Source organism: Aneurinibacillus soli (genome assembly GCF_002355375.1).
Lineage (GTDB): Bacteria > Bacillota > Bacilli > Aneurinibacillales > Aneurinibacillaceae > Aneurinibacillus > Aneurinibacillus soli.
On record NZ_AP017312.1, the window covers coordinates 4,072,726 to 4,085,000 of the forward strand.

12 protein-coding genes, 13 tRNA genes and 1 rRNA gene (1 of these 26 running past the window's edge) are annotated in these 12,275 nt (G+C 50.7%); 3 read left to right on the forward strand and 23 right to left on the reverse strand.

Going from position 1 to position 12,275, the window contains the following annotated elements:
* Positions 1-42: 42 nt before the first annotated feature.
* Genes rimI through CB4_RS20510 form a run of 5 tightly spaced genes read right to left on the reverse strand, consistent with a single transcriptional unit; the run spans position 43 to position 3,206 of the window.
* A complete protein-coding gene (gene rimI, locus CB4_RS20490; RefSeq protein WP_096467826.1) occupies positions 43-474 on the reverse strand; it encodes a ribosomal protein S18-alanine N-acetyltransferase in 432 nt (143 codons plus the stop codon).
* A gap of 42 nt (positions 475-516) precedes the next feature.
* Complete coding sequence (gene tsaB / locus CB4_RS20495; protein WP_096467528.1) at positions 517-1,227, reverse strand: tRNA (adenosine(37)-N6)-threonylcarbamoyltransferase complex dimerization subunit type 1 TsaB; 711 nt, start codon at positions 1,225-1,227, stop codon at positions 517-519.
* The gene (gene tsaE / locus CB4_RS20500) at positions 1,208-1,687 is read right to left on the reverse strand and encodes a tRNA (adenosine(37)-N6)-threonylcarbamoyltransferase complex ATPase subunit type 1 TsaE (protein WP_096467827.1); all 480 of its coding nucleotides are present in this window, start codon (positions 1,685-1,687) and stop codon (positions 1,208-1,210) included. Before tsaE ends, tsaB begins: the two co-directional genes overlap by 20 nt.
* A 32-nt stretch (positions 1,688-1,719) precedes the next feature.
* Positions 1,720-2,736 carry a thiamine-phosphate kinase gene (gene thiL / locus CB4_RS20505; protein ID WP_096467529.1) on the reverse strand — a complete coding sequence of 339 codons (1,017 nt, stop codon included), beginning with the start codon at positions 2,734-2,736 and terminating at the stop codon, positions 1,720-1,722.
* A complete protein-coding gene (locus tag CB4_RS20510) occupies positions 2,733-3,206 on the reverse strand; it encodes a SprT family protein (RefSeq protein ID WP_096467530.1) in 474 nt (157 codons plus the stop codon). The genes thiL and CB4_RS20510 overlap by 4 nt, the downstream gene beginning before the upstream one ends.
* Before the next feature lie 93 nt (positions 3,207-3,299).
* Between CB4_RS20510 and CB4_RS20515 the strand changes: the two genes are divergently transcribed.
* The gene (locus CB4_RS20515) at positions 3,300-3,644 is read left to right on the forward strand and encodes a hydrolase/acyltransferase (RefSeq protein WP_096467531.1); all 345 of its coding nucleotides are present in this window, start codon (positions 3,300-3,302) and stop codon (positions 3,642-3,644) included.
* Positions 3,645-3,717: 73 nt separating this feature from the next.
* A complete protein-coding gene (cmpA, locus tag CB4_RS20520) occupies positions 3,718-3,837 on the forward strand; it encodes a cortex morphogenetic protein CmpA (protein ID WP_096467532.1) in 120 nt (39 codons plus the stop codon).
* Between the two features lie 23 nt (positions 3,838-3,860).
* On the opposite strand, the gene CB4_RS20525 is transcribed toward cmpA, so the two are convergent.
* From CB4_RS20525 to alr, 4 genes are all read right to left on the reverse strand, one after another.
* On the reverse strand, positions 3,861-6,014 hold the full coding sequence (locus CB4_RS20525) for a Tex family protein (protein ID WP_096467533.1): 2,154 nt from the start codon (positions 6,012-6,014) through the stop codon (positions 3,861-3,863).
* An 82-nt stretch (positions 6,015-6,096) separates the two neighbouring features.
* The gene (locus CB4_RS20530; protein WP_096467534.1) at positions 6,097-6,447 is read right to left on the reverse strand and encodes a type II toxin-antitoxin system PemK/MazF family toxin; all 351 of its coding nucleotides are present in this window, start codon (positions 6,445-6,447) and stop codon (positions 6,097-6,099) included.
* Between the two features lie 3 nt (positions 6,448-6,450).
* Positions 6,451-6,735 carry a CopG family ribbon-helix-helix protein gene (locus tag CB4_RS20535; protein WP_096467535.1) on the reverse strand — a complete coding sequence of 95 codons (285 nt, stop codon included), beginning with the start codon at positions 6,733-6,735 and terminating at the stop codon, positions 6,451-6,453.
* Positions 6,736-6,996: 261 nt separating this feature from the next.
* Positions 6,997-8,184, reverse strand: coding sequence for an alanine racemase (gene alr / locus CB4_RS20540; protein WP_096467536.1), 1,188 nt, complete (start codon positions 8,182-8,184; stop codon positions 6,997-6,999).
* 155 nt (positions 8,185-8,339) lie between these two features.
* On the opposite strand from alr, the gene CB4_RS20545 reads away from it, so the two are divergent.
* Positions 8,340-8,885 carry a hypothetical protein gene (locus CB4_RS20545; RefSeq protein ID WP_096467537.1) on the forward strand — a complete coding sequence of 182 codons (546 nt, stop codon included), beginning with the start codon at positions 8,340-8,342 and terminating at the stop codon, positions 8,883-8,885.
* Positions 8,886-8,934: 49 nt separating this feature from the next.
* Here the strand turns inward: CB4_RS20545 and CB4_RS20550 are convergent.
* The 14 genes from CB4_RS20550 to CB4_RS20615 form a co-directional block, all read right to left on the reverse strand.
* A tRNA-Leu gene (locus CB4_RS20550) sits at positions 8,935-9,016 on the reverse strand.
* 3 nt (positions 9,017-9,019) lie between these two features.
* A tRNA-Arg gene (locus tag CB4_RS20555) sits at positions 9,020-9,096 on the reverse strand.
* Positions 9,097-9,110: 14 nt separating this feature from the next.
* A tRNA-Gly gene (locus CB4_RS20560) sits at positions 9,111-9,186 on the reverse strand.
* Positions 9,187-9,225: 39 nt separating this feature from the next.
* Positions 9,226-9,298, reverse strand: a tRNA-Lys gene (locus CB4_RS20565).
* 9 nt (positions 9,299-9,307) lie between these two features.
* Positions 9,308-9,382 (reverse strand) — tRNA-Gln (locus tag CB4_RS20570).
* Positions 9,383-9,389: 7 nt separating this feature from the next.
* Positions 9,390-9,474 (reverse strand) — tRNA-Tyr (locus CB4_RS20575).
* Positions 9,475-9,486: 12 nt separating this feature from the next.
* Positions 9,487-9,559 (reverse strand) — tRNA-Thr (locus tag CB4_RS20580).
* A 3-nt stretch (positions 9,560-9,562) separates the two neighbouring features.
* Positions 9,563-9,638 (reverse strand) — tRNA-Phe (locus CB4_RS20585).
* Positions 9,639-9,659: 21 nt separating this feature from the next.
* A tRNA-Asp gene (locus CB4_RS20590) sits at positions 9,660-9,736 on the reverse strand.
* A 17-nt stretch (positions 9,737-9,753) separates the two neighbouring features.
* Positions 9,754-9,829 (reverse strand) — tRNA-Met (locus CB4_RS20595).
* A gap of 23 nt (positions 9,830-9,852) precedes the next feature.
* Positions 9,853-9,928, reverse strand: a tRNA-Val gene (locus CB4_RS20600).
* Between the two features lie 6 nt (positions 9,929-9,934).
* Positions 9,935-10,011, reverse strand: a tRNA-Glu gene (locus CB4_RS20605).
* A 1-nt stretch (position 10,012) separates the two neighbouring features.
* Positions 10,013-10,088 (reverse strand) — tRNA-Asn (locus CB4_RS20610).
* Positions 10,089-10,151: 63 nt separating this feature from the next.
* Positions 10,152-12,275 (reverse strand): 23S ribosomal RNA (locus CB4_RS20615); it runs 815 nt beyond the window's last position.

Genomic DNA, 12,275 nt, shown 5'->3' on the forward strand with positions numbered 1-12,275 from the left:
AGAAGAAGCCCCGGCATCTCCACATGCCAGGGCTTCTGTTTTTTATTGACCGGAAAGATTCGCCCACATAATGATCGCATCTTCTCCATTATCTGTATAATAACCCGGGCGAATGCCCTCTGCTTTAAAGGTCAGCTTCTCATAAAGTCGCTGAGCTGGTGTATTGCTGCGCCGAACTTCTAACGTCATATGAGCCGCCCCTGATTCAAACGCTACAAACATAAGCGCCCGCATCAGCTTCTCTCCCAGTCCATGCCCACGAAAATCCGGATGAATTGCGATATTCGTAATGTGCGCTTCATCCACAACGAGCCACATGCCACCATACCCAATCACCCTACCCTCGGATTCCACAACAAGGTAGCGAGCAAAGACATTGGTTTGCATTTCATTAATAAAAGAATCTCTGGACCACGGTATCGCAAAGGAATGCTTCTCCACGACCTCAATGTCATCTAGGTCTCTCATCTCCATGCGCCGAATTACAACGGATTTCTCTGTTTTCACACGCCTCACCTACTTTTTCTGTGCAGCAAGCCACTTAGCTTCCGCTTCCGCTAGCTGCAAATAGACCGGGGTGAAAGACGCCACATCCTCTGTATGACCCGCCGCCCATGCAGCCCGTCCGGCTTCTGCCAGATGAGCTGCACGCGCAAGCGAATAGGAAACAGGTGCGAAGACAGCCCGACTGCCAAGCTGCTCTGTAATCCGTTCTCGATGCAGTGCCACATCATCCCCGAGAAATAAAATCGATGGCTCTCCCGGAAGTGCCCTCCACGCTTGTAGGGCATTCTCCAGAAGCACGATACGCTCTTCTTCCACCACTTCGATCCCATCTTCTCCTGAACGATAGACAGCTGTATACACCTGACCACGCCGTGCATCAAACAGCGGCACGATCAGACCAGGGAAGTACATCCCATTCCAGGCGATCACTTCAAGACTTGATACCCCGATCAGCGGAATGCCAAGCGACCATGCCATACTTTTCGCCGTCGCCACACCGATGCGAACGCCAGTATACGAACCAGGGCCACGTGCTACCACAATGGCGGACAGATCCGTTGGTGTCAGTTCCACTTCCTCAAGCAATTCACTAATCATCGGCATGAGCCGAATGCTGTGGTTTTTTTTAATATTTGTAGAGAACTCCCCAAGCACTTTCTGCTCTGTGGAGACTGCCACACCCAGGCTGAACGTAGACGTATCAATTGCTAGGATGTTCATTTGCTATCGCCTCACATACTATTTGATAGCGGGAACCATATGGTGTGAACACAAAGGTACGTTCCTCTCCATCCCCGCGTGTAATCACGATGTCGCACCGCTCCGGCGGAAGCTGCTCTGCAATCATCTGCGGCCATTCTACCACCGTCATACCATCCCCGTAGAAATATTCATCAAAGCCAAGATCTTCTCCCATATCTTCCATACGGTACACATCCATATGATAGAGCGGGAGATGCCCGGCATATTCTTTAATAATCGTAAACGTGGGGCTGTTCACCACACCCGGCACACCCAGTCCGCGTGCAAGTCCCTGCGTGAAACTTGTCTTCCCTGCACCCAGATCGCCCGACAGCGTCAGCACATCTCCCGGCTCTGCCATCTTGCCGATTGTTTCCGCAAGCCGCTGCGTCTCCCCGACTGAACGAGTTATGAACGTATACGTTGTTTGCTCTGCCATGTGCGCATCCCTTTCCATCAGCTTGATTCCTTTTACTGAAAATGATTATACCCTTTTTTCGCAAGCAATGCTTCCTCTCCACTCGCTCGGCGTATCCGTACCTGTTCTAATCCCTCTGTTACATATCCGATCCAATGCAAGGAAAGCCCCGCATCTTGGAATGCCCTAGTTAATCGCTCCTGTTCGTCTGGGGGCGCACAGCCGATCAGCTGATAATCTTCCCCGCCGTACAATGTCCACTCCTGTGCATGTAGCCCGGTCGCAGCTGCATATGCCACTACATCATCAGCTATAGGGATCGTGTCTTCCGTTAGAACAAGCGTCGCCCTGCTTGCTTCCGCGATCTCCCACGCCTCACTTGCCAACCCATCGCTCACATCATTCAACGCGATCCGTGCTCCACTCTCCCCTAGCACACGCCCCGCCGTCACCTGTGGCATCGGTAGACGGTGTGCTTCAGCGATCGTTTGCCACCGTTCCGGCAGTTCGTCAATTCCGCAAGCAAGCAGGGCATGCAATCCTGCTCCCGAGCTCCCTACAGGCCCGGTAACAAATATACGATCTCCTGGCTTTGCTGCTGCCCGTGTGAGCGAACGTCCTGTTTCCACTTCCCCAAGCACCGTAACCGTAATCGTAAGCGGACCATCGCCTGGAATGGCAACGGTATCGCCGCCTACGAGTGCCATATGATATGTGGCGGCCAGCCGGGACATGCCTTCATATATCTCCACAATCTCTGCTTCCTCAAAAGAAGCAGGCAGGCCGAGCGATACGAGATAAAACAAAGGAATGCCACCCATTGCGGCAATATCGCTTATATTCGCTGCCAGCGCCTTATGCCCAATGTCGAATGGACGCATCGTACGCCTGGCAAAATGCACGTGTTCGACCATTGTATCGCAGCAGGCAATCCAGTCATACCCCGTGCGACCGCTCATGACTGCTGCATCATCCCCGTTGCCGACGACAAGACGGGATGCCAGTGTATCCGGTGTCTGCTGTCCGCCTGTCAGCAGACGAATCAATCCAAATTCATCACGCCGCTTCATCTTTTATGCCCCTCCACTTCCTCCAGGATCAGCTTGCCTTTGCACTTGCCACACACATATTTGCGTACATCCATCTTCCGCTGCCGCAAATACCGCATACCGCACGCTTTACAGACAAGTGCATAGCGCGGTTCACGCCTTTTTTGCACAGATAGCCCCAGCGACTGGCAATAGCGGCTTCCTCCTACCTGCCGGAGCAATTGCTTAAAGTCCGCATCCTTATGCTTGTACCCTCTTCCGGCCAGATGAAGATGATAATGACACAACTCATGCTTAATGATACCCTTCAACTCTTCTATACCGAACGTTTCGTAATGCTTCGGATTAAATTCAAGATTGTGCGTCCGCAACACATACCGTCCGCCCGTTGTCCGTAGGCGTGAATTAAAGGAAGCTCGGTGCCGAAACGGAACTTTAAAATAGGTAAAGGAAATCTCTTCGACAAGCCGCTGCAGCTCAGTGTCTACCATCGTCGCTTCCCCTCTTCTGTTTCACCATTTGTCAACAGTCCCAACATGCGCTACACTGTGAACATATAGATCACACAAGGGGGAACCTGTTGTATGCATTACTGTATCCTATCCAATGAAAACCGGATTGAATTCATTTCAATGCCAGCTGATTATATGTACCAGCTTGTCGCCCTACTGCGCCGCCTGCACAAGGAAATCGATAAGCTTACGACAGCAGATCGTCCGATCCTGCCTGTTGTAATCGGAGAATGTACAGAACTTGAACTCCATAACAGTGAGTATGCGGTTGTGTCCGGACTCGATTATCTCGCTGCTCTTGAACGCCGCTTTGCTGCGCTCAATGAAGAAAACTATCCACTTATATCGCTTCTAACAGAGATTCGTGCCCTGCACGCACAGCTTGAATATCTCGTCGAAGAAGGCGAATACGCCTAGAAAGGTGGCAACTCCCCTGCTTCCCGCATACAGTAGGTAGAAACGACGCCTACCGTCAAGGGAGGAGAGAAGCATGCCCCAGTGGCTCAAACGCCAGCTGATGAAAGCCTTTCAGACGAAAAACCGGCGGCAGATTCTCCTGCTGAATGACTGCTGGTTTCTGTATCAAGATAAACAGGGGGGCCGAAACTAAACCGTTTCGCCCCCTGTTATTTTTTATTCTGGCGCAAGCATCGTCAAGCCAACACGCCCTCTGTTCCGATCCACATCTTGCACCCATACCGTTACAATATCTCCGACCGATACGACATCAAGCGGATGTTTAATAAAACGACGGCTCATGCGCGAGATGTGTACAAGCCCGTCATTTTTCAAGCCGATGTCTACAAATGCCCCGAAGTCTACAATATTACGTACCGTTCCCTGCAACTCCATACCCGACTGCAAGTCTTTAATATCCAGCACGTCTTTTTTGAGCAGCGGCTTATGCAACTCTTCACGCGGGTCACGACCCGGGCGCAGCAGACTTGCGAGAATATCCCGCAACGTCGGCACACCGATGCCAAGCCCTTCTGCCATCGATTCCACGGCTACCCCCCGCAGCTTTTCTCGTGCATCCTCACTACCGATTTCGTCTGCAGTAAGTCCAAGCTTGCTGAGTAAACCGTGTACTGCTCCGTATGACTCGGGGTGGATCGGCGTATTATCAAGCGAGTTATCTCCATCCGTGATACGCAAAAAGCCAATGCACTGTTCATACGTTTTCGCGCCGAGACGCGGCACATCCTTTAGCTGGCTGCGAGATTGGTATTTTCCACTCTCTTCGCGGCGGGCTACGATATTTTTGGCTACCTGCTTCGATACACCTGATACATACTGCAAAAGCGACGGCGATGCAGTATTTACATCTACGCCAACATAGTTGACAGCGGATTCGACAACAAACTGCAGGCTGTCCGTCAATTTCCCTTGTGATACATCATGCTGGTACTGGCCGACACCGATTGATTTCGGATCGATTTTGACAAGCTCGGCAAGCGGGTCTTGCAGGCGACGTCCGATGGATATCGCACTTCGCTCAGCCACATCAAGCTTGGGAAACTCTTCACCCGCCAGTTTAGATGCCGAATACACACTAGCCCCTGCTTCATTCACAATAATATAAGAAACATCCTGTTTGATCTCTTTCAGCATATCCGCAGTGAACTGCTCTGTTTCCCGTGATGCCGTTCCATTCCCAATTGCAATAATGGCGACATTGTGCCGCTCGATCAGTGCGGTTACCGCTTTTTTTGCTTCCGCAACTTTACTTTGCGGTGGAGTTGGATATACCACCGTTACTTCGAGTAGCTTGCCTGTCTCATCAATCACGGCTACCTTACAGCCTGTCCGGTATGCCGGGTCCAGTGCAAGTACGGTTCGACCACGCAATGGAGCCTGAAGAAGCAATTGGCGCAAGTTCTCGGCAAAAATACGAATTGCCTGCTCTTCCGCTTTTTCGGTAAGCGCATTCCGTACTTCCCGCTCTACTGCTGGAGCAACCAGACGCTTGTAGCTGTCTTCTAATGCTTCCTTGAGTACATCTGCTGCAATACTCCCCCGGCGAATCTGCTTGCGCTCAAGCCTCTCAAGCACCGGCGCTGCATCTACGTCTACCTTAATGCGAAGGATGCCTTCCCGCTCGGCGCGGTTAACTGCGAGTATGCGGTGCGGTGCCATCCGACTGACTGGCTCCTGGTATTCATAATACATCTCATATACATTCTTGCCGTCCGGCTCGTCTTCTTTCTTCGCCGTAACGAGAATGCCGCGCTTCATTGTATAATCACGTACCCAACTGCGCACATCCGGCTCATCTGCTACTTGCTCCGCGATAATATCTTTTGCACCTGCCAGCGCTTCTTCGGTGCTATTCACACCTTTTTCGCTATTCATATAGCGCATAGCTTCTTTCTGTACATCTCCTGAACGTGCGGTAAGCAGGAAAGTCGCCAACGGTTCAAGTCCTTTTTCTTTAGCCATCGTGGCACGTGTACGCCGCTTCTGGCGATACGGACGGTACAAATCTTCTACCTGCTGAAGTTTGACAGCGGAACGGATGTTGGCCTCAAGTTCATCTGTTAGTTTATCCTGCTCTGCAATCAGTCGAATCACTTCTTCTTTTCGCTCTTCAAGCTGACGGAGATACTGCACGCGCTCTTGAATATCACGAATTTGATTCTCATCCAGCGTTCCTGTCATTTCTTTACGATAGCGGGCAATAAACGGTACGGTAGCCCCTTCATCCAACAGCTCTACTGTTCTCTCTACCTGTCCGACCTGCAGTTGCAACTCTGACGCGATTAATCGACTCATTTCTTTGCGTTCCATCGGCACCCATCCTTTTGTAAGCAAGAAAAAAAGCTACCGTTATGCACAGCAGCTATGTTGCGTTCTATTTACGAAATAACGTTTAAAAATCAATAAGTCCTAAACTAATCTGGAGAGCGTCATTTACCCGATCCATCATCTCTTCATCAAGATGTGTGATTTTGTCTGTTAGCCGCTGCTTATCGATCGTGCGGATTTGTTCTAGAAGGATGACGGAATCGCGATCAAATGCATACGACTTCGCATCGATCTCCACATGAGTAGGTAATTTGGCTTTCTGTATCTGTGCGGTAATGGCTGCGACGATAACTGTCGGACTAAAACGGTTTCCAATATCATTTTGAATCACTAAAACCGGTCTTACACCGCCCTGTTCCGAGCCCACGACAGGGGATAAGTCCGCAAAATATACATCGCCACGCTTCACAATCACACACTACACCCCGCTCACTAAACGTCCCAAGGTTGAATCTGCTTCTTCTTCGGCCTCAAAAGCCTCACTTGCCATATGCAGATTGATATTCGCCATCTCCATGTATCCGCGCTGCATCATCTCGCGAATATGGCGCTTCTTACGCTCTTTCAAATACAGTCTCATCGCTTGACGGATAAACTCGCTACGATTCGATTTTTCTTTTTCCACTAAACCATCTACTTCCTGTAAAAGATGATCAGGTAAGCTAATCATGATACGCTTTGTGTCCATTTTCGACAAGACCATCGCACCTCCAACAACACTATACAACCGCTTAGCAGCTTTCAAAACACCGCGTTCTATTTTATTACCATTATGTCGTATGACAGACAAAAATATACTGCAAACGGCGGAAATGCGGGAGATTTCGACTCCCTTAGTTACCATTCGAGCAATCGCGGCAAATTCCTGCCTTACCCCGCTACTTTTTAGAGGGGGATTTTATTCTTACTGATTGTACCATGATTCCCTTGTGGTCACAACCGCACACTTCAGTGGATTCGCTGTCTATTCTTGACAAAAACTAGACAGTAACAGGTTAGACGTAGCGATCCGCATTCCTTCTTCGACATATACCCGTGGCACACGCCGACTCACCATGCAAGTAACCTCATAATTGATCGTAGAGAGCCAGTCAGCCATCTCATCAACTGTAATTTCTTCGCTCCCCTGGTTCCCAATCAGTACAGCTTCATCACCAACTGCTACGCCTTCGATTCCTGTTACATCGACCATGAATTGATCCATGCATACTCTGCCGACAATCCGAGCCCGCTGTCCGTGAATTAGCACTTCCCCACGATTCGACAGCAGTCGGTTGTATCCATCCGCATACCCGACAGGAATGGTCGCGATGACGGCCTCGTTCTTTGTAATATGAGTGGCACCGTAGCTAACCTTCGTCCCCACAGGCACACGCTTAACGTGGCTGAGACGTGCTTTCCACTGAAATACCGGACGTAGCTTCATACCCGTTGTTTTCATATAAGGAGACGGGTACTGTCCGTATAAACTAATGCCCAGACGGATTATATGACGGCTTTTATGTGGATAGAACATCGTAGCTGCAGTGTTGTTCGTGTACAACAATGTGGGATGGATTCCTCCTGTTTCCAGACAGGCTACCAACTCTTCATAACGTCTCATCTGTTCCATTGTATAAGCCTGATTTTCTTCATCAGCTGTGGCAAAGTGCGTAAATACACCTTCCACTTCAATCCATTCATTTTGACAAAGTGCAGCAAACGCAGAAAGCTCTTTTTTCTCACGAATTCCGATCCGCCCCATGCCTGTATCAAGTTTAATATGAACACGTGCTTTTTTCCGTGCGGCTTCTGCCTGACGTATGATCTCTTCTAGCAGCTCTACCTGGTATACAGTCATGGCGATATCATGCGCAAGTGCTAACGCAATGCCCCGAGCCGGAAAGGAACTAAGCACCAAAATCGGCGCGGCAATTCCCTTTATGCGCAGCTCAAGCGCTTCATCAAGGAGCGCAACCGCAAGCCATTCCGCTCCTTCACGTAGCGCTTTATTAGCTACCTGAAAAGCACCATGTCCATATCCATCCGCTTTTACAACAGCCATGATTTTCGTCTCAGCTGGGAGATGCTCCCGAAACGTTCGCATATTCTCCCCTACTGCATCAAGATCAATTTCCGCCCATACATCACGGTAAAAATACTGTTCATCCATTGTTATGATCCTTCTTTCTTCGTCTACAAGTAATTACATCACCTACTTAAGTATATAAAAAACGAAACTGAGTGCATAGCCTATACCGCCTGTACCCGCCTTTACATATGATGCGATAGGTGAGTTTCACGTCACGTATAAAAGGAGGTGCTAAAATGGCAGAGAAAAAAATTCGGACACGTAAACACCACTCCGATTCGGGTAGCCAGCGTCTAACCGGCATCGAACAGTCTATAGGCGAGATGGAAAACCGTATGAATGAAACAAAGCAAAGTATTCATAAAATCGAAGGCATGTTGAAAGAATTAAGTCATCCCAAAAAAAGAGCAGCAATCCACAAGCAAGCCACTTCCCAAGCAGAACGTCCACATCGTCCACGCCGATCACTATTCAGTTTGTTTACCGGCAAGCATCAGGAAGAACCCCGCAAAAGCTCCTTACTTGCCAGCCTTACCGGTGGTGGATTCAAAGCATCTGATCTAACTACTATAGCGGAACTGCTGCAAAATCCAGCCGTTCAATCGCTGCTAAAAAACAATAGCCCTGCAAAAAGCAATAGCCGTAAAAAAGGAGCGAAGAAAAACCGGAAAACCAAAGGAAACAATCCTATAACGGGCGCACTCGGAAACATGGACATGGCCCAGATTATGACACTGCTTCAGAACCCAGCCGTACAGGCAATGCTGAAAAACATACTGTAACAGAAAAAAGCACGTACCCTTGGACAAGGATACGTGCTTTTTTTATGAGTACCGATGGTCGGGGTCGAACCGACACTCCTTACGGAACACGATTTTGAGTCGTGCGCGTCTGCCAATTCCGCCACATCGGCAAGTGGCGTGCCCGGAGAGACTCGAACTCCCAACCTTCTGATTCGTAGTCAGACACTCTATCCGATTGAGCTACGGGCACATTATGAAAATAAATGGAGCGGACAACGAGACTCGAACTCGCGACCCCGACCTTGGCAAGGTCGTGCTCTACCAACTGAGCTATGTCCGCTCGAGTAAGAATCCACCAACTTACAATGATAGTAAGTGATGAGCCATACTGGACTCGAACCAGTGACACCCTGATTAAAAGTCAGGTGCTCTACCAACTGAGCTAATGGCTCGCTATAAAATGGCTGGGGTACCTGGATTCGAACCAGGGAGTGACGGAGTCAAAGTCCGTTGCCTTACCGCTTGGCTATACCCCAATAAAACTGGTGGAGGGGGACGGATTCGAACCGCCGAACCCACAGGGAGCGGATTTACAGTCCGCCGCGTTTAGCCACTTCGCTACCCCTCCATATTATATTAATGCCGGCGAAAGGACTTGAACCCTCAACCCCCTGATTACAAGTCAGGTGCTCTACCAGTTGAGCTACACCGGCATATGGTGGCTCGGGACGGAATCGAACCGCCGACACGAGGATTTTCAGTCCTCTGCTCTACCAACTGAGCTACCGAGCCATAAAATTATGTGTGAATAAATGGCGGAGCCGACGGGACTCGAACCCGCGACCTCCGGAGTGACAGTCCAGCGTGAACTCCAACTTCACCACGGCTCCGCATCTAGGAAGATAATTGGTTGCGGGGGCAGGACTTGAACCTGCGACCTTCGGGTTATGAGCCCGACGAGCTGCCAACTGCTCCACCCCGCGACAATACAACTTAAGTAAAAATATGGTGGAGGATGACGGGATCGAACCGCCGACCCTCTGCTTGTAAGGCAGATGCTCTCCCAGCTGAGCTAATCCTCCATATCATGGTGACCCGTAGGGGATTCGAACCCCTGAATGCATGCGTGAAAGGCATGTGAGTTAAGCCGCTTCTCCAACGGGCCATGGCTCCGCAGGCCGGACTCGAACCAGCGACCGATCGGTTAACAGCCGATTGCTCTACCGACTGAGCTACTGCGGAATAGTGCCATATGAAAGTGTTATAGCACCTTCAAAACTGAATCGAAACGAAACGTAAGTTGTATTGGTTAAGCCCTCGACCGATTAGTATTCGTCAGCTCCGCACATTGCTGCACTTCCACCTCGAACCTATCTACCTCATCATCTATAAGGGGTCTTACCAGCTTATGCTGTGGGAAATCTCATCTTGAGGGGGGCTTCACGCTTAGATGCTTTCAGCGCTTATCCCGTCCGCACATAGCTACCCAGCTGTGCTCCTGGCGGAACAACTGGTGCACCAGCGGTGCGTCCATCCCGGTCCTCTCGTACTAAGGACAGCTCCTCTCAAATTTCCTGCGCCCACGACAGATAGGGACCGAACTGTCTCACGACGTTCTGAACCCAGCTCGCGTACCGCTTTAATGGGCGAACAGCCCAACCCTTGGAACCTACTTCAGCTCCAGGATGCGATGAGCCGACATCGAGGTGCCAAACCTCCCCGTCGATGTGGACTCTTGGGGGAGATAAGCCTGTTATCCCCAGGGTAGCTTTTATCCGTTGAGCGATGGCCCTTCCATGCGGAACCACCGGATCACTAAGCCCGACTTTCGTCCCTGCTCGACTTGTAGGTCTCGCAGTCAAGCTCCCTTGTGCCTTTACACTCTGCGAATGATTTCCAACCATTCTGAGGGAACCTTTGGGCGCCTCCGTTACCTTTTAGGAGGCGACCGCCCCAGTCAAACTGCCCGCCTGACACGGTCCTTCATCCCGGTAAGGGATGCAAGTGAGAAGGCCAGCATTGTCAGGGTGGTATCCCAAGGACGCCTCCCCCGAACCTGACGGTCCGGCTTCAACGGCTCCCACCTATCCTGTACAAACAATACCAGCATTCAATATCAGGCTGCAGTAAAGCTCCATGGGGTCTTTCCGTCTTGTCGCGGGTAACCTGCATCTTCACAGGTAGTATGATTTCACCGAGTCTCTTGCCGAGACAGTGCCCAAGTCGTTACGCCTTTCGTGCGGGTCGGAACTTACCCGACAAGGAATTTCGCTACCTTAGGACCGTTATAGTTACGGCCGCCGTTTACTGGGGCTTCGGTTCAAAGCTTCGCCTTGCGGCTAACCTTTCCCCTTAACCTTCCAGCACCGGGCAGGCGTCAGCCCCTATACTTCGCCTTGCGGCTTCGCAGAGACCTGTGTTTTTGCTAAACAGTCGCTTGGGCCTTTTCACTGCGGCCCCCTCGCGCTTTGACACGCTACCGGGGCACCCCTTCTCCCGAAGTTACGGGGTCATTTTGCCGAGTTCCTTAGCAAGAGTTTTCTCGCGCGCCTTAGGATTCTCTCCTCGCCTACCTGTGTCGGTTTGCGGTACGGGTACCTCACTCCTCGCTAGAGGCTTTTCTTGGCAGTGTGAGATCAGGGACTTCGCTACTATAATTCGCTCGCCATCACAGCCTGGCGTTACAGTGTACGGATTTGCCTATACACACGCCTCACTGCTTGGACAGACATAACCAGCAGTCTGCTCACCCTACCCTCCTGCGTCCCCCCGTTGCTCAAACGGAGTGGAGGTAGTACAGGAATTTCAACCTGTTGTCCATCGCCTACGCTTTTCAGCCTCGGCTTAGGTCCCGACTAACCCTGAGAGGACGAGCCTTCCTCAGGAACCCTTAGGCTTTCGGCGGAAAGGATTCTCACCTTTCTTTTCGCTACTTACACCGGCATTCTCACTTCCTGCCGCTCCACCAGTCCTTCCGGTCTGACTTCACTGCTGCAGGAACGCTCCCCTACCACTGACACCAACGGTGTCAATCCACAGCTTCGGTACTACGCTTAGCCCCGTTACATTTTCCGCGCAGAGTCACTCGACCAGTGAGCTATTACGCACTCTTTAAATGGTGGCTGCTTCTAAGCCAACATCCTGGTTGTCTGGGCAACTCCACATCGTTTCCCACTTAGCGTAGATTTAGGGACCTTAGCTGGTGATCTGGGCTGTTTCCCTTTTGACTACGGATCTTAGCACTCGCAGTCTGACTCCCGGACCGACTGTATCTGGCATTCGGAGTTTGACTGAATTTGGTACCCCGCGAGGGGCCCGCGTCCAATCAGTGCTCTACCTCCAGTACAGGCATCCGAGGCTAGCCCTAAAGCTATTTCGGGGAGAACCAGCTATCTCCGAGTTCGATTGGAATTTCTCCGCTACCCACAC